Origin of the sequence: Amycolatopsis sp. NPDC005232, from assembly GCF_040607795.1 — a bacterium.
Taxonomy (GTDB): Bacteria; Actinomycetota; Actinomycetes; order Mycobacteriales; family Pseudonocardiaceae; genus Amycolatopsis.
Genome location: NZ_JBEXHL010000022.1, coordinates 1 through 15385, shown reverse-complemented (window position 1 = coordinate 15385; position 15385 = coordinate 1). Strand labels below are relative to the sequence as shown.

The 15385-nt window shown below is 65.0% G+C and carries 17 protein-coding genes and 1 pseudogene; 14 read left to right on the top strand and 4 right to left on the bottom strand.

Annotation, left to right across the window (positions count from 1 at the left end; translation table 11 throughout):
* Positions 1 to 535 precede the first annotated feature (535 nt).
* The 13 genes from ABZU76_RS33645 to ABZU76_RS33585 all read left to right on the top strand — a co-directional run bounded on the left by ABZU76_RS33645 (position 536) and on the right by ABZU76_RS33585 (position 12681).
* The gene (locus tag ABZU76_RS33645) at positions 536 to 2110 is read left to right on the top strand and encodes a nicotinate phosphoribosyltransferase (RefSeq protein WP_354876661.1); all 1575 of its coding nucleotides are present in this window, start codon (positions 536 to 538) and stop codon (positions 2108 to 2110) included.
* A gap of 140 nt (positions 2111 to 2250) precedes the next feature.
* Positions 2251 to 3345 carry an LLM class flavin-dependent oxidoreductase gene (locus tag ABZU76_RS33640; RefSeq protein WP_354876658.1) on the top strand — a complete coding sequence of 365 codons (1095 nt, stop codon included), beginning with the start codon at positions 2251 to 2253 and terminating at the stop codon, positions 3343 to 3345.
* A 40-nt stretch (positions 3346 to 3385) separates the two neighbouring features.
* A complete protein-coding gene (locus ABZU76_RS33635) occupies positions 3386 to 3793 on the top strand; it encodes an NIPSNAP family protein (protein ID WP_354876653.1) in 408 nt (135 codons plus the stop codon).
* A 149-nt stretch (positions 3794 to 3942) separates the two neighbouring features.
* Positions 3943 to 5439: an aldehyde dehydrogenase gene (locus ABZU76_RS33630; protein ID WP_354876649.1), complete on the top strand. Its 1497-nt coding sequence runs from the start codon at positions 3943 to 3945 to the stop codon at positions 5437 to 5439.
* 53 nt (positions 5440 to 5492) lie between these two features.
* Positions 5493 to 6131, top strand: coding sequence for an HAD-IB family phosphatase (locus tag ABZU76_RS33625; RefSeq protein ID WP_354876646.1), 639 nt, complete (start codon positions 5493 to 5495; stop codon positions 6129 to 6131).
* Positions 6131 to 6928 carry a glutamine amidotransferase gene (locus ABZU76_RS33620; RefSeq protein WP_354876643.1) on the top strand — a complete coding sequence of 266 codons (798 nt, stop codon included), beginning with the start codon at positions 6131 to 6133 and terminating at the stop codon, positions 6926 to 6928. Before ABZU76_RS33625 ends, ABZU76_RS33620 begins: the two co-directional genes overlap by 1 nt.
* Positions 6925 to 7914 (top strand): ribokinase, encoded by a 990-nt coding sequence (locus ABZU76_RS33615; protein ID WP_354876640.1) that lies wholly within the window; start codon positions 6925 to 6927, stop codon positions 7912 to 7914. The genes ABZU76_RS33620 and ABZU76_RS33615 overlap by 4 nt, the downstream gene beginning before the upstream one ends.
* A gap of 138 nt (positions 7915 to 8052) precedes the next feature.
* On the top strand, positions 8053 to 9045 hold the full coding sequence (locus ABZU76_RS33610; RefSeq protein WP_354876637.1) for a ribose-phosphate pyrophosphokinase: 993 nt from the start codon (positions 8053 to 8055) through the stop codon (positions 9043 to 9045).
* Between the two features lie 24 nt (positions 9046 to 9069).
* On the top strand, positions 9070 to 10392 hold the full coding sequence (locus ABZU76_RS33605) for an amidohydrolase family protein (RefSeq protein WP_354876634.1): 1323 nt from the start codon (positions 9070 to 9072) through the stop codon (positions 10390 to 10392).
* Between the two features lie 114 nt (positions 10393 to 10506).
* Positions 10507 to 10695: a hypothetical protein gene (locus ABZU76_RS33600; protein ID WP_354876631.1), complete on the top strand. Its 189-nt coding sequence runs from the start codon at positions 10507 to 10509 to the stop codon at positions 10693 to 10695.
* Positions 10696 to 10980: 285 nt separating this feature from the next.
* Positions 10981 to 11211 (top strand): flavin reductase family protein, encoded by a 231-nt coding sequence (locus ABZU76_RS33595; protein WP_354876629.1) that lies wholly within the window; start codon positions 10981 to 10983, stop codon positions 11209 to 11211.
* A gap of 55 nt (positions 11212 to 11266) precedes the next feature.
* Positions 11267 to 12505 carry a bifunctional 3,4-dihydroxy-2-butanone-4-phosphate synthase/GTP cyclohydrolase II gene (locus ABZU76_RS33590; RefSeq protein WP_354876627.1) on the top strand — a complete coding sequence of 413 codons (1239 nt, stop codon included), beginning with the start codon at positions 11267 to 11269 and terminating at the stop codon, positions 12503 to 12505.
* A 14-nt stretch (positions 12506 to 12519) separates the two neighbouring features.
* Positions 12520 to 12681: a riboflavin kinase gene (locus ABZU76_RS33585; protein WP_354876625.1), complete on the top strand. Its 162-nt coding sequence runs from the start codon at positions 12520 to 12522 to the stop codon at positions 12679 to 12681.
* Here the strand turns inward: ABZU76_RS33585 and ABZU76_RS33580 are convergent.
* The 4 genes and pseudogenes from ABZU76_RS33580 to ABZU76_RS33565 all read right to left on the bottom strand — a co-directional run.
* Positions 12671 to 12971 (bottom strand): annotated as a pseudogene (locus tag ABZU76_RS33580) (transposase); the annotation flags it as partial. The gene ABZU76_RS33585 and the pseudogene ABZU76_RS33580 sit on opposite strands and share 11 nt — an antisense overlap.
* A gap of 129 nt (positions 12972 to 13100) precedes the next feature.
* Positions 13101 to 13553: a hypothetical protein gene (locus ABZU76_RS33575; RefSeq protein ID WP_354876623.1), complete on the bottom strand. Its 453-nt coding sequence runs from the start codon at positions 13551 to 13553 to the stop codon at positions 13101 to 13103.
* 321 nt (positions 13554 to 13874) lie between these two features.
* Positions 13875 to 14033 carry a DUF6307 family protein gene (locus ABZU76_RS33570; protein ID WP_354876620.1) on the bottom strand — a complete coding sequence of 53 codons (159 nt, stop codon included), beginning with the start codon at positions 14031 to 14033 and terminating at the stop codon, positions 13875 to 13877.
* 225 nt (positions 14034 to 14258) lie between these two features.
* Positions 14259 to 14717: a DUF5994 family protein gene (locus ABZU76_RS33565; RefSeq protein ID WP_354877009.1), complete on the bottom strand. Its 459-nt coding sequence runs from the start codon at positions 14715 to 14717 to the stop codon at positions 14259 to 14261.
* Between the two features lie 2 nt (positions 14718 to 14719).
* On the opposite strand from ABZU76_RS33565, the gene ABZU76_RS33560 reads away from it, so the two are divergent.
* Complete coding sequence (locus ABZU76_RS33560) at positions 14720 to 14983, top strand: hypothetical protein (RefSeq protein ID WP_354876617.1); 264 nt, start codon at positions 14720 to 14722, stop codon at positions 14981 to 14983.
* Positions 14984 to 15385: the final 402 nt, after the last annotated feature.

Genomic DNA, 15385 nt, shown 5'->3' with positions numbered 1-15385 from the left:
TCCGGGTCAAGATCACCCCCACGTGTCGTCATGCGGCACTTCGTTCACGTCGCGAAGGGTAACCATAGCCGATTCCAGCTCAAGGATAGAACGCTTTCCAGAACTACTGCTGCAGTTCTCCGGCCTAGGCCGGCGCGCGTTGGGGCGCAGCGTCCCCCGATGTCGCGGGTGGCGCGGATCCGTCGGCCTCGGTGCGTCGCGCTTCACACACTGGGTTCGGGCGCTGGCCGCCGAGGTGACCTGGGGCCGCAAGGCACGCCGGAGACGAAGGATGCGCCAGGCGACGGCCGCGTGAGGGTCCGCGGTACGGGGTAGCGGTGCGGAGATCTTCAACCTCCACGGCCACGACATCTTCGAATGCGATCGAGAGCTCGACCGCCGTCAGGTACCCCTGCCCGGGCAGAGCAGGTCCTACCCTGGTCCCTTCGGGCCGATCGAAACTCACCGTTTACAGAGCCGATCTACCGCTGATACAGTCCCGCCGGTAGAAAGGTTTCTACCCGCTGGACCGACGATCTGATCAGCGAAGTCGTGGTTGCAGACCGCAGACTTCGGCGTGGATGTAGAATCGTTAATGGTCCGCTGGCGACTGCTGGTGACTACTCCAGTCGCGGGGCGGCCGAGAGGAAGGACAAAGATGTCCCTAGGCGACCAGTTCGACAACATCGTCGTCAACACCGACAACTACAAGCACTGCCACTACTCGCTGTACCCGCCGGGCACCGAGTACATCTCGTCGTACATCGAGTCCCGCGGCGGCCAGTTCCCCGTCACGATGTTCGTCGGCCTCCAAGCCTTCATCCGGGACTACCTCATGCGCCCCGTGACGCTTGAGGATGTCGATGAGGCCGAGTACCTCATGCGCGAGCAGGGGATGCACTTCAACCGCGACAACTGGATGGGCATCATCAACGACCACGACGGCTATCTGCCCGTCGAGATCGAGGCGATCCCCGAGGGCACCGTGCTGCCCAGTAACAACGTGCTCGTGCAGCTCATCAACACGGACCCGAAGTACTACTGGGTGACCAGCTTCTTCGAGACTGCCCTGCTGAGGGCGGTGTGGTATCCCACCACGATCGGCACCCTGAGCTGGCTGTGCAAGCAGGTGATCCGCACCGCCCTGGAGCGCACTTCCGACAACCAGGGAGCGCTCCGGCACATGCTTCACGACTACGGCGCACGGGGGGTCAGCTCGCAGCAATCCGCCGCACTTGGTGGCATGGCGCACTTGGTGAACTTCAGCCAGAGCGACACCACCCCGGGCATCCTCGCCGCCAAGCGCTGGTACAACGCCGTCGCTCCATCGAACTCCGGCCCCAACTCCGAACACGCCGGCTTCACCGCCTGGGGGCGAGACTTCGAGGCCGACGCCATCCGAAACATGCTCGAGACCTACCGCGACTACGGCTTCGCGCTGGTCTTGACCGACACCTACGACCACGAGCACTGCGTCAAGAAGATCCTCGGCGGCGAGCTGAAGGAATTGATCCAGAACTTCCCCGGCATGGTGGGCGCGCGCCCCGACTCCGGCGACGTCGTCCAGGTCACCTCCGACACCACCGAGTGGCTCATGGACGCCTTCGGCTACGAAGTCAACAGCAAGGGCTTCAAGATCCTCCCTCCGTTCATCCGAGTGGTGCAGGGCGACGGCGTCACCGGTGAGAGCCTCCGGGCGATCTTGATCGAGATGGAGCGCCGCGGCCTCGCGGCAGACAACGCCGTCTTCGGCATGGGCGGCGGCCTCCTTCAGCACGTCAACCGCGACACCAACAACTTCGCACAGAAGGCAAACGCCGTTTGCGTCAACGGTGAGTGGCGCGACATCTCCAAGCAGCCCACCGGGGCCAGCTTCAAGAGGTCCAAGGCCGGGCGGCTCGCCCTCATCCTGGAGGACGGTGAGTACAAGACCGTACCGCGCGACTCCGTCAGCCCCGAGCAGAACCTGCTCAAGCCCGTCTTCCGCAACGGAAAACTCCTGAAGAAGTGGGACTTCTCTGAGTTGATCGCTGCCAGTGAGGCGCCGGTGCCGCAGGAATGGTACGGCGATTACATCGCGCCAATGCTCACCGGACCCGCACCGGCACCCGCCGGCGCGGCCGTCAACTGAACCACTCACCCGCGGGGCACTCATAAAGCAGTCCACGGCATCGTGGTCTTTCCCGTTGCCGTGGACTGCTTCGCCGAGCGCCTCGGGTTTTAGTCCTACGGTCCCTTGGAAGCTAGCGAACAAGAGTTGAGGAAAACACGATGGCAATGAAGTTCTGGGTTACGGCGCCGTTCTTTTATCCGGACATGACCCGGCCCTGGTCCGAGGTTTTGGACAGCATGCTCAGGATCGTCGATGCCGCCGAGGAGCTCGGCTTCGAGGGGATCACGATCAACGAGAACCAGTTCCAGAACTACGTGGCCAATCCCTCGGCGATGATGTTCGCGGCGGTCGCGGCTCAGCGGACCAAGCGGCTGCGGATCGTTCCGGGTGTGGTCGTCCTACCGGCTTACAACCCGCTCCTGGTCGCTTCCGAGATGAGCCTGCTGGATCATCTCGCGCCAGGTCGAATCGGCATCGGCGTCGCACGCGGTGGGAGCAGGTTCCAACTCGATCGGCTCGGGGTGAAGCCGGAGAACCAGCGGGCAATGTACGAAGAAGGGTTGGAGATCGTCCGTCGTCTCTTCACCGAGAATGACGTGTCCCATGACGGCCAGTTCTATTCATTCCCGCCGACGACCCTGGTCCCAAAGCCGGCGGCGAAGCAACATCCTGATATCTGGGTCGCATCGCAGAGCAACGATGGTGTTCGCCGGGTCGCCCAGCAGGGCCTGAATCTGATCACGGCGCCGAACTACGGCAACTTCGAGCCCCACGGCGACCTTGAGGAGCTCATCGGGAGTTACAACGACGAGATCGAAAAGACCGGGAATCCTCGCGGCGAGGTCATGGTACTCCGCCATACCTGGGTCGGTCGTACCGAGGAAGAGGCGTTGGAGTACTTCGATGACGTCGTGAACGAATACAACTACTACATGGCCCTGGTCAAGGGTCCCGGCACGGTCGACACGAAGGAAGAGCGGCTCGCCACTCGCAATGTCGGCGAGAGCCGTGACTACGTGCACCGCGGGAAGATGACACCTGAGCAGCATTCCTTCTCCAAGGACAACCTGCTGGAGAAGTACGCCGACCCGGTGTTGACCACGCCCGATCGCATGATCGAGCGGTTCAAGTCCTACGAAAAGCTTGGAGTGGACCACTTGGCATGCCTCATCGCAGTCGGTCAGCCCACCGACGCGATCGTCAAGAACATGAAGATGATGGCTGAAGAGGTCCTTCCCGCGTTCGCGGACTAACACCCCTCGGGTGTCCAAGCGCGCCTGATCGAGACCAACCGTGGGGATCCGCCCGCCAACTGCCGTGAAGGCTCAGAACCCGAAGACCGCAGAGGAGATCAACAAGGTGATTTACGAGGTTCGCGAGTACGTCCCGGCGGCGGGCCGGTTCCGGGATGTCGTCGACCTATTCACGTCAGTGGTGGTGCCGCTGTTCAGGAAGCACGGGATGGAGATGACGCAGGTGGGCTGCACCACCATCGGTGACAACTCCTTCAATGAGCTCGTCTACACGATGCGGTTCTCCGACCTTGCCGAGCTGGAGCGCAAGTGGGCGACGTTCCTTTCAGACCCTGATTGGGCATCAGCACTGGCCAGTCGCGAGGAGCACGGTCCGCTGTACCAGACCATCCGTCGGCGGGTAATCGAATCCACGCTCTTCGAAGGGGTTCTGGATCACGCTGTGTGACGACGAGTCACGGTCCACCGCGTCCAGTTCCTTGACCCCTGGCCCCGCGCCCACCGCCGACTGGGCGCGATCCGATGAAGGGCCGGGTCGGCAAGTGATGACAACCACGAGCTCCGCGATAGCCGACCAGTTGGAGGCGAAGCATTCCGATGACAACCAAGACGCCCAGCGCGCCGATCTCGAACCCGGGGCAGTTCTACATTGACGGGCAATGGGTCAATCCTTCGACGACCCGCACGATCGACGTGATCGAAGCGGCGACGGAGGAGCTGTTTTTCACTGTCGCTGAGGCCGAAGCGGCGGATGTCGCGCGGGCAGTGGGAGCGGCGCGGCGGGCCTTCGACGACGGCCCGTGGCCACGGATGTCGCCGAGCCGGCGGGCGGAGTTCCTGCGCGCCATCGCTCAAGCGGCAGCCAAGCGCTCCGATGACCTGGTCCAGTTGTGGCCCCGCGAGACGGGGATCATCGCCCGTATTGTGCCGGCTGTCCTGGAGGAGGTCCCTGCGGCGTTCAACTACTACGCTGATCTCGCCGATCGGTATCCGTTCGAGCAGGAGGTGCCCACCAGCTCGGGCGAAGGCTTCGGGATGATCGTCGGGGAGCCCGTAGGCGTCGTGGGGGCGATCATTCCGTGGAACACCCCGATGCACCTGGCCGCCTGGAAGCTGGCGCCCGCGCTACTCGCCGGGTGCACGGTGATCGTCAAGGCGTCACCGGAGGCGCCGAGCGCCGCGTATGTCATCGCCGAGATCGCTGAACAGGTCGGCCTCCCCCCCGGCGTGGTAAACGTGCTCACCGCCGACCGGGAGGCCTCTGAAGCGCTGGTGACCGATCACCGCGTGGACAAGATCACCTTCACCGGGTCCACGGCGGTTGGGAAGAGGATCGCCGGGATCATGGCGGAGCGCATCGGGCGGTACACCCTCGAGCTGGGAGGAAAATCGGCGGCGGTCGTCCTCGACGACATGGACATTGCCGAAGCGGCCGACAGCCTCACCGGGGGCGCGTGCTTTGTCTCCGGCCAGATCTGTGCGTCGCTGACTCGGATTATCGTGCCTCGCCATCGGCACGACGAGATGCTCGAGGCGCTCGCCGAGCGGTTCTCTCGGGTCAAGGTGGGGAACCCGTTCGACCCCAGCGTCCAGATGGGGCCGCTGGCCTCTCGGCGACAGCGTGAGCGGGTCGAGGGCTATGTCCAGATCGGCAAGGACGAAGGGGCCGCCCTGGCGTTCGGCGGTAACCGACCCAAGGACCTCGACCGGGGCTGGTTCATTGAGCCGACCGTCTTCGGGAATGTGGACAACTCCTCCCGGATCGCCCAAGAGGAGATCTTCGGGCCCGTGATCTCAGTGATCGCCGCGGCTGACGAGAAAGACGCGATCCGGATCGCCAATGACTCCGCGTTCGGTCTGAATGCTTCGGTGTTCACCTACGACGCGCACCGTGCTCGCGAGGTGGCCAGGTTCCTGCGCGCAGGGACAGTGGGGCAGAACGGCAACCGGGCGGACTTCGGGATCGGCTTCGGCGGCTTCAAGCAGTCTGGTGTCGGCCGAGAAGGCGGCGTCGCCGGCCTTCTGCCGTACCTCGAAAACAAGACCGTAGTGCTCGATCAGAAGCCGTTCTCCTCGTCCGAAGGGCAGAACTGAAGGTGAACACATCCGCAGAGGCCGGCGCGGTGGGCTGCCTCCATGTGTTTGACATGGACGGCACCCTCCTGAGGAGCACCGCCGCGATCGAGCTGGCTCGCCAGATGGGCCAACTCGATGCCGGGCAGGAAATCGAGAGGGCGTGGGGCGAGGGGACGATCTCCGACACCGACTTCTGGTTGAAGCTCCTCGACATCTGCAAGGACGCATCCCCTGCCGACTTCGACGATGCCTTTCAGAGCTCGCCCTGGATGGAAGGTGTCGCCGAAACCTTCGAGGACATTCGATCTCGCGGTGAGGACGTGATCGTGATCTCCCAGTCGCCGACGTTCTTCGTCCGCAGGCTGGAGCTTTGGGGCGCCAACGAGACCTACGGCTCGGCTGTCGAGTTGGGCAGCCCGCTGGAGAACTCAGCCACGCTGAGGCCAGAGGCGAAGGTGGCAATCACCCAGTCGGCTCTCGCTGCTCGCAACCTGAGCGCCGATGAGTGTGTGGTCTACGGGGATTCATCCAGCGACGTGCAGCTGTTCATGACGTTCTCGCAATCGGTCGCGGTGAACCCAACGCCCGTTTTGGCGCCCCTGGCCGCGAAGACCTACGTCGGGATCGACCTTCGCGAGGCGCACGCGCTGGGCCGCCAGCTCAAAGCCACATCAACCAGAAACCAGTTCGTGCAAGGGAGTTCAAGCTGATGAGCACCACCGGGTCGCCGCTCAGGGTTCTCTTCGTCGGGGAGTCGTGGGTGAAGCACACGATCCACATGAAGGGCTTCGACCAGTTCCACTCGACCGAATACGAGGAGGGCGCGGGCTTCTTCCTCGGCTGCCTGGATGACGCTGGGTTCGAGGTCACCTACATCCGGGGCCACGAGATCACCTTGCGGTTCCCCCGCTCGCCGGAGGAAATCGACGAGTTCGACGTGGTCGTCATCTCTGACATCGGATCCAACTCCTTCCTGCTGCCGGATGAGAGTTTCCTGCGATCGGAAAGGTCGCCAAACCGGCTTGGTCTGGTTGCGGATTACGTCAAGCGAGGTGGCGGGCTGGTCATGGTCGGGGGGTATCTTTCCTTCACCGGGATCGATGGCAAGGGCCGCTTCGGCATGAGCCCGCTCGCCGATCCGCTGCCCGTGGCCATGCTCCCGTACGACGACCGTGTCGAGAGGTCGGAGGGAGTCGCGGTGGAGGTCTGCCAACCCGATCACCCGGTCCTGGGTGGCACGCCGCCGGAATGGCCCCACCTTCTCGGCTACAACAAACTCATTGCGAAGCCGGACGCCACCGTCGTGGCGCGGGTGGATGAGGACCCGATGTTGGTCGTGGGCCAGTACGGTGACGGCCGGACCGCGGCGTTTGCCTCCGATCTCGCCCCACACTGGGCACCCCAGGAGTTCCTGGAGTGGCCGCACTACGGCCAGATGTGGACGGCGATCGTCTCGTGGACCGCGCAGGCGCAGGAAGCGCCGGTGCTCGCGGAAAAGGTGTCGTGAGCTTGGGCGACGGTGCGCAGCCGGCCGGATCAGGCATGAACGGGCGTCTCCTCGTCGTCGGGGCGCTGAATGTCGACATGGTCGTCGCCGCCTCCAGGCTTCCCGGACCGGGCGAGACCGTGGTGGGGGCGGACTTGCAGCGTCACGGCGGCGGGAAGGGCGGCAACTCGGCTGTCGCGGCGGCGCGCTCAGGTGCCGATGTCCGCTACGTCGGCGCCGTGGGGCCTGACGAGTTCGGAGTGGCTGCGTTGGCCGAGCTGCGTGCCGAAGGGATCGACGTCAGCGATGTCGTGATCAAGGAGGGGTCCACTACCGGAGCTGCGCTCATTGTCGTGGATTCCTTCGGGGAGAACCAGATCGCCGTAGCTGCCGGCGCAAATGCGGCGGTGGGCGCTCGGGACGTGAGGGCCGCGATCGAGCGAGCGAGCGGGTGGCCAGGGTGCGTTCTGGTCAGTACGGAGATCTCTGTCACGGCAGTCGTCACCGCAGTCGAGGCCGCCACTGCACAGGGGTTGCTGTGTGTGCTCAACCCGGCCCCTGTCGTCCCCTGCGTCCAAGAGCTCCTCAAGCTCGCCCCGATCATCACCCCGAACCAGGGCGAGCTGCGAGACCTCTACCGTCTGCTTGGTCAGCCCGGAGACCCGCCGGTGGAGACGATGGCGGCCGCGGTGGCATCCCACACGAGAGCGCCGGTGGTAGTAACGCTGGGCGCCGACGGCGTGCTGTTGTGTGGTGCTGACGGAGTCAGCACCCGGATCCCGGCTTGGCCGGCACGTCGAGTGGTCGATACCACCGGCGCTGGGGACACCTTCAACGGCGTGTTTGCCGCCAGCTTGGCAGCGGGAACGGACGTCGCCGGCGCGGCGCGGCGCGGCGCGGCTGCTGCGGCGTTGTCGGTTGAGTCGGTGGGCGCGCGCACGGGCGTGCCGAGTGCGGCAACGATCGACGCCGTCTTGGCGACCGACGAAAGCAGCGCGGGCACGTGATGGTGGTCGAACCCGCAGCGTCTCCCCTTTTTCGGACCGAAGTCGAAAGGTTTTTACCTCGTGAATCTGACCACTGACAGGGGAAGGCCGGATGCCCCCTCGGGCGTCCGTAATCCGCACTGGCGGAGTGGTGAGCTCGTGAACGCGTCGTCGCACGCAAATTGGGGCAGGCGGCTGATGGTGTTCGCCGGCCGGTCCAACGCGCCATTGGCGGGTGCCATCGCCGAGCTTCTTCAGATCGAGCTTGGCAAGGTGACCCTGAAGACGTTCTCCAGTGGAGAGGTCTACAGCAGGTTCGAAGAATCAATCCGTGGAGCGGATGTCTTCATCGTTCAGCCGATGTGCGCGAACCCGGAGACAGGCGTCAATGCGAACGACTCGCTCCTGGAGCTCCTGGTAATGGTGGACGCCGCCGTCGGTGCGAGCGCACACCGCGTGATCGCAGTGACTCCGTGGTATGGCTACTCGCGGCAGGACAAGAAGTCGGCTCCGCGCGAGCCGATCTCGGCTCGCATGGTGGCTCGCGCACTTGAGGCGACGGGTGTCGACCGAGTGCTGACGATGGACCTGCACGCCGGCCAGCTGCAGGGGTTCTTCGGCATCCCGGTCGACCACATGACGGCCTTGGGCATCCTCAGTGACTACTTCGCCGGCCTCGACGACGACCTGGTGATCGTCGCCCCGGACTCGGGCCGGGTGAAGCTCAACAAGCAGTTCGCCACCCAGATCGGGGCCGGCCTGGCCATCCTGGACAAGGAGCGGCCCCAGCAGCAGGTCGCCGAGATCACCACCGTCATCGGCGATGTCCGCGGGAAGACCGCCATCGTGATCGACGACATCATCGACACCGCCGGCACGCTGTGCGCGGCAGGAGAGGCGCTCAAGCACGCCGGTGCTCGCCGAGTGCTCGCCGCGGCGACCCACGGGGTCTTCAGCGGGCCCGCGTACGAACGCCTTGCTGCGTCGCCTTTCGAGGAAATCGTCGTCACCGACACGATCCCGCTCCGCGAGGGTGCCCCCGACAAGATCAAGGTGCTTTCATGTGCCCCGCTGCTCGCGGACTCGATCAACAGCATCTTCACCGACGACTCCGTGAGCGCTGTCTTCGGCGGAAAGAACCACACCTTCTAAGGGGATGAAATTGTCAGAACCAGCGTGCTTCCCGGGCTCGCGATGACTCCCGGCGACATCGCCATCGAAGGCGGCTTGGTATGGTCGGGGCCGGGCCAGCATCACAGCGACGGACTCGTTCACATCCGAGCCGGCACAGTGGTCTACGCAGGGCCGCGGGAAGAGGGCAGGGTTCCCCCGGGGACTCCCCGGCTCGACGCTGCAGGTTGCACCGTCCTGCCCGGCCTGATCGACGCCCACGTCCACCTGACGACCAATTCCGATCACCACCACGTAATTGCAAGTGATGTCTTCCGCGGCCAGGTGAGCAAGCCGGCCAAGCTGCTGCACGGGCTGCGCAACGCCCACCGAGCGCTCGCCGCCGGATTCACGACGCTGCGGGTCATGGGGCACCGCGGCGCCGGAGAGACCGAGCTTCGCGATTTCATCGACGAAGGCTTGGCGGTCGGACCTCGTTTGGCCGTCGCTCCGTGGTGGATCACCATGACCAACGGTCACGGCGATCTGTTCTACCCGCCGTACACGCCACGGGAACAATGGGACACGGCAGATGGCATCGAGGAGTGCCGCAAGCTCGTGCGCCTCCAGGCCCGGGCCGGTGCGGACTTCATCAAGGTGATGGCCAGCGGTGGGATGTCGAAGGGCGAACGGCCGAGCTGGCCCAACTACAGCATCGCCGAGCTGGCCGCCATCGTCGAGACTGCCCACGAGCTGGACCTCCGGGTCGCAGCGCACGCACTGTCTGCCGAAGGCATCCGACGCAGCCTTGCGGCAGGTGTCGACTCCATCGAGCACGGTTCGTACCTCGACGAGGAGCTGGCGATCGAGATGGCCGAGCGCGGGACCTTCCTCGTCCCCACCATGTCCTTCAACGACTGGTGCCAACGAGAGGGGACACTCCGCGGCCTGACCGCCCAAGGGGTGGCGGACCTCAGCGAAGCACACGACCGCACGCTGAAATCGTTCACACTGGCACGCGAGGCCGGGGTCAACGTGGCGATGGGCACCGACTCCTCGGGCACGCTGTGCCCGTTCGGCGCGCACGCTCGCGAGCTCGAGCTGTACGTCCGGCACGGCATGTCCGAAGAAGAAGCGATCACCACGGCTACGACCAACGCGGCGGCGCTGCTGGACCGACCTGATCTTGGCTCACTGCGGACCGGCGCCGTCGGCGATGTCGTCGTGGTCGACGGAAACGTACTCACCGACATCGGTCGCCTGGCCCAGCCCTCCAACATCAGGCACGTCGTGCGGGCCGGGCGTGAGCTCAGCGGGTATCTGCGAGCCGTATCGGAGGCGCTCGACCTCCAGGAAGCGGAGCACCCGACCCGGGCCGAGGATTCCTGATCGAACGACCACGACGAACTCACCGAGAACGGTGCCGGCGAGACGGTGAAGCCGGCCAGCCGGGCTCGAACGAATTGAGCACGTCGTAACCACGGAAGAAGGAGAAAGAGAGCAATGGCTCACATCGAAGCATCGTTCTTCACGAGTCGTTTCGACGACGAGACGTTCAGCGCGAAGATGGTCGAGGCGCTGACGCAGGCAGTCGGCTCCGTCCTCGGGGAGGACGCGGCAAACGACACAGCCATCGTCCTTCACAGTATCGAGCCCTCGCACTGGGGCTACCGCGGCAAGCTGCTGGGCTGACCAACAAGCGACCGTGTTGACGGAGTTGTGGCTGTGCCCGCGGCCTGGGGCCGGCGACGAGTGCTGGCCGACGACATGCACGTCGGCCAGCGCCGCGCCCGTGCGCGAACTCTCACCGTGATCTGGAGACAACGATGACCGATACCGCCTTCGCGATTCACAACCCGGCGACCGGCTTTCGCTTCGAGTGGCCAGCTCCGTACGGACAGGGGTTCCCTGTTATTCGAGAATACCGGTCAAGTGTGTATTCAGAGTTTCCGAGCGGCGTAACCGCCGTCGCGGCACTTGTCGACGGCGCTCGACCCCGCGGACTGGCCGCCAGTTCCTTCACCTCTGTCCTCACTGGACCCGCCTCTGGTCTCGTTGTGTGTCGCCAAGACGTCGACATCGTGGCCGCTGTTGCGCGAATGCCGTCGCATCGGGGTCGACATGCTCGCGGCGCACCAGGCTCGCCAGGGTTCTCGCGTCGAAGACGGACTCGCGTTTCAACGATGTCCGGTGGACGGCAGCCGATGAGGGCGCAGTCTTCATCCCACTGTCCCGCATATGCCAACTCACTGAAGGGGAATCCGTGCACGGAACAGCCGCAGTCGAGGCGGCCATAGCCGATTTCGCCGCCGGTCGACCGGTGATCGTGGTCGACGATGAAGACCGCGAGAACGAAGGCGACCTGATCTTCGCCGCCCAGTTCGCCACCGCCGAGCTGGTCGCGTTCACCGTCCGCCACACGTCCGGATACATTTGCGTGTCGCTGACGGAAGAGAATGCGGATCGTCTCGACCTGCCGCCGATGGTCACCACCAACCAGGATCGGCGGGGGACCGCCTACGCGGTCACGGTCGACGCGAAGCACGGGATCTCGACCGGGATCTCGGCAAGCGACCGTGCGAGAACCATTCGCAGCCTGGCTGATCCGGCGTCCAGCAGCGGCGACTTCAGCCGGCCCGGTCACGTCGTCCCATTGCGGGCCAGGCCCGGCGGGGTGTTGCGCCGGACGGGGCACACCGAGGCGGCTGTCGACCTGGCGGTGCTCGCGGGTCTCGCCCCGGTGGCGGCGCTGTGCGAGATCACCAGCGAGGACAACCCGGTCGAGATGGCCCGCGGCCCGGAGCTGCAGCGCTTCGCGGAAGAACACGACCTGAAGATGATCTCGATCGCCGATCTGATCGTCTATCGGTGGCGGGTCGAGAAACTGGTCGAACGCGTTGCCTCGGCTCGTATCCCTATGACGGCGGGGCAGTTCACCGCGATCGGCTATTCGTCCCTCCACGACGAGCGCGTGCATATCGCATTCGTCTGCGGCGATTTGTCCGACGGCGAGGACGTGCTCGTCCGCGTGCATTCCGAGTGCCTCACCGGTGACGTCTTCCGGTCGCTGCGCTGCGACTGCGGTCACCAGCTGGATGCCGCCCTGTCGGCCGTCGCGCGGGAGGGCCGAGGTGTCGTGCTGTACATGCGGGGCCATGAGGGACGGGGAATGGGGCTACTGCACAAGCTGCAGGCCTACCAGCTGCAGGAGCAGGGCGCGGACACCGTCGACGCCAATCTGGAGCTCGGCCTGCGCGCGGACTCCCGCGACTACGGCACGGGGGCACAGATTCTCAGCGACCTCGGGATCCGTTCTGTGCGCCTGCTGACCAACAATCCCGCCGAACGCGTGGGGCTCGAAGGCTACGGACTGAAGGTGCTCGGGCAGGTGCCGCTACCGGTGCAGGCGACCCCCGAGAACATCCGTTACCTGGAGATCAAGCGGGATCGAATGGGGCACGACCCGAAGCTGATCCTCGACGACGGCAGAATCGCCCAGTAACTCGAGGAGCCGATATGGGTGAGCCCGTCGCGCGCACGGTCAGAGGTGTTGTCGTCATCGGGGCGCAGCGCGGGCGAATGCTGGGGTTTCCCACCGCCAATGTGGATCCGGGCCCCGCGTCGCCGGTGTTGCCACCCAATACTGCAACGGCACTTAGAGCGTGTCTCATGTGGTGAGTTTGCGAAGTTTCTTGTAGCAGGTGAGGCTGGCTCCGAGGATGAGGAAGGCGAGGAACCGCTCAGCTTTGCGTTCGTAGCGCAGCGTCAGGCGTCGGTATCCCGTGAACCACGCCATGGTTCGTTCGATCACCCAACGGTGTTTGCCGAGTTTCTGGCTAGATTCGATGCCTTTGCGGGCGATACGGACCTTGATGCCGCGATCGCGGACCCAGCGCCGCAGGTCGGGCTGGGTCGTAGGCCTCGTCGGCGTGCAGCTTGGCCGGCTTGCGGCGCCGAGGACCGCGGCGGGACTTGATTGCCGGAATCAACGGCTCCGCCGGGACCCACAGCTCATCCGGAACCAACCTCAACGACAAACGATCAACCACAGGCAAGATCACCGCTCACGAGCGACCGATCACCACGTAAGACACGCGCTAAGCGCTTTCGACGGTGAACAGCGTCACCGACACCTTGGGCTTGGTGTACCGCCTCGATCCCGAGGGAGACACGACCTTGACCGACAGCGCAGAACCACGCAAGAGGAGCTCGACAGCCTCGTCCCGCTCAAGTCGAGAAACCAGGCGAAGACTCCCCAGCTCAGGTTCACGTAACTCAAGCCGATAGCACCTCACCTGGACCGCGAGCCAAGCCAACAGCACCAACCGATCGTGCTCCGGCAACGGCCGTTGAGGCTTCCAGGTAGCTGTCGCCGCCCGCTGGGCGAGGCCTTTCAGCACGTCATAGGCGACATTGCCTGCGACGCCGGAGCCGACCGCAGCGAACAGCCATTCCAATGCTATGCCTGAGCCCTCGTACTGCTCAAAAGCGGTGGGTCTTTCGCCTGGGGGGTATTGGCTGAGGAAGTGTTCTCGGGCGCTGAAGGGCACAGGACCATCATCGACCGCCACTACCCATCCGGTCACTCCCCCGGCCCGTGTCACGGGCCTGCCGAGGGACAGCTCGCGGCACCAAGGAAGCAGTGACGGCACGGCAGGCAACGTCCTACAGGGGAAGGGGTCCGTGTGCGGCAACCCTGCGTCTCCAAAGCGGGCCGGGACAGCGGCGTGCCGGACGGCTGGTTGCGTTTCGGCAACGCCGCGTCGCGGCCGTCCTCCCCTGCCACCACCCCGGGGTGCATTGCGGTTGAAGGGGCGAGGCCCTGGCAGAGCCCAGGTCGAAGCCGCAGCGTAAGGCCGGCCGGCGAGCGTTCACCGCATTCGTTCGGGATTTGCGTCCATGGCGTGTAGCAGCTGCACCGCGAGCGCCTGACACGCCTTTTCATCCAGTTTCGTGTTTTCCTTCAGCACATCCCGCACCAGTTTGACCCGCAGGTCGTACCGCGATACAACAGTGACGTCCGTGGTCACAATTTTCTCCTCTACCGATTCGTCATGCCCGCTGAAGCAGGCGCATCTATGGTCGAGCCCACCCGTCCCGGCGGCCGTGGAGTGAAGGCGTGAGATCACGTCAAGTGCGTCCCCGAACGGGGTGAGAATTGTTGATACGCAGGAATTCTCGGCCTCGCGTCCGGTCCATCCGGGCTGCCGTGGTGGCGAAACCCACGCTGGACGGCTGGTTCGCACGAAACCGGATCAGCGGTGGCTGGGACGTCCTGACTTTCGTACCCGCGTGTTCGCGTTGCCAGGCCGCCGGTGCGGGCGGGTTTCGGTTTCGGTGTCCGACCCCGGCTCGTAGCCCGGCTGGAGGAACAACTTTCCGTAGCGGTCGTCCTGGGACGTGGTCAACGCGCCGGGCCGAGGTTGCTCGGCGATGGGGTGACTGAACAGCGGATTGTCCAATGTGGAAATATTGATCAGGGGATCCTTTCGTGAACGCCACGATGGGTAGCGGGGCTCAGGCGGGCAGTGGCGCGAGCCAGTGCCCTCGGCCCGGGTGTTCTTCTCGGCGTGGTAGGCGACCTCGCCGATCCGGCCCAGACGAGCGACCGCCGCCGTGAGCAGCGCGGGCAGCTCACAGGTCAGGTCACGGCTCCGGGGCCACCACTCGCCGTCGACGTGCCCCGTCGTGGGCCCTGCCGGCTTAAGACGCAGGCATGGTTCGCCGGCCGGTCCCGTCCTACTTGTGGAACTCGGCGACCTGGGAAATCAGCGAAGCCCTGCTCCCCCACCTCCGATCAGTCCTTTCCGGACCCTCCACCTGGGACGCCCACGAAACCGTCCGGCGCGCCATCGAGATCCAGGACGGCACGATCCGGAACCCCGCGATCCTGTCCTTCCAGCACCGCTCACCGGACTACCCCCACCACTGCCGAGCAGCGACGACGTACAGCGGCTCGAACCCAGCCAACGGGTACTGATCCTCGTCCGCAGTGGCAACGGCACTACTCGGATGAACGGTTCCTGCCGGACAAGTGTGATCTCGTGCCATCCAGAAACCATGCGGCACTGTTCCAGGTCCACAGTAGACGATCTGCCTGGCCGAATTTCATCCACCGAGCTCGCCCGAAACCGACGCGCGTGCCGCGGTTTCCGCTTGCCGACCCGAAACACCTCCGAGCACATCGAGGCGGTCTCCGGCCACCTCGCCCGAGAGAGCTCCCAGCCGGAGATGGACCGGGTTGTCGACGACATCCACAGCCGATCGATCCCGGCCCGCTCACGCAGAACGGCACGCGGCGCTGGTGCCGTGTGCCGAGTCGGTCGAAGTCGGGCGTCAGTCGCCGGCGCGGAGTTCGGTGTTGATGCGCTGGGCGTCGTGG

Excerpts from the sequence above, each read along its gene's own strand:
- ABZU76_RS33600 (WP_354876631.1), top strand. The coding sequence starts at position 10,507 with ATGGCTCACATCGAAGCATCGTTCTTCACGAGTCGTTTCGACGACGAG.
- ABZU76_RS33630 (WP_354876649.1), top strand. The coding sequence starts at position 3,943 with ATGACAACCAAGACGCCCAGCGCGCCGATCTCGAACCCGGGGCAGTTC.
- ABZU76_RS33585 (WP_354876625.1), top strand. The coding sequence starts at position 12,520 with ATGGGTGAGCCCGTCGCGCGCACGGTCAGAGGTGTTGTCGTCATCGGG.
- ABZU76_RS33620 (WP_354876643.1), top strand. The coding sequence starts at position 6,131 with ATGAGCACCACCGGGTCGCCGCTCAGGGTTCTCTTCGTCGGGGAGTCG.
- ABZU76_RS33625 (WP_354876646.1), top strand. The coding sequence starts at position 5,493 with ATGGACGGCACCCTCCTGAGGAGCACCGCCGCGATCGAGCTGGCTCGC.
- ABZU76_RS33560 (WP_354876617.1), top strand. The coding sequence starts at position 14,720 with ATGGTTCGCCGGCCGGTCCCGTCCTACTTGTGGAACTCGGCGACCTGG.
- ABZU76_RS33640 (WP_354876658.1), top strand. The coding sequence starts at position 2,251 with ATGGCAATGAAGTTCTGGGTTACGGCGCCGTTCTTTTATCCGGACATG.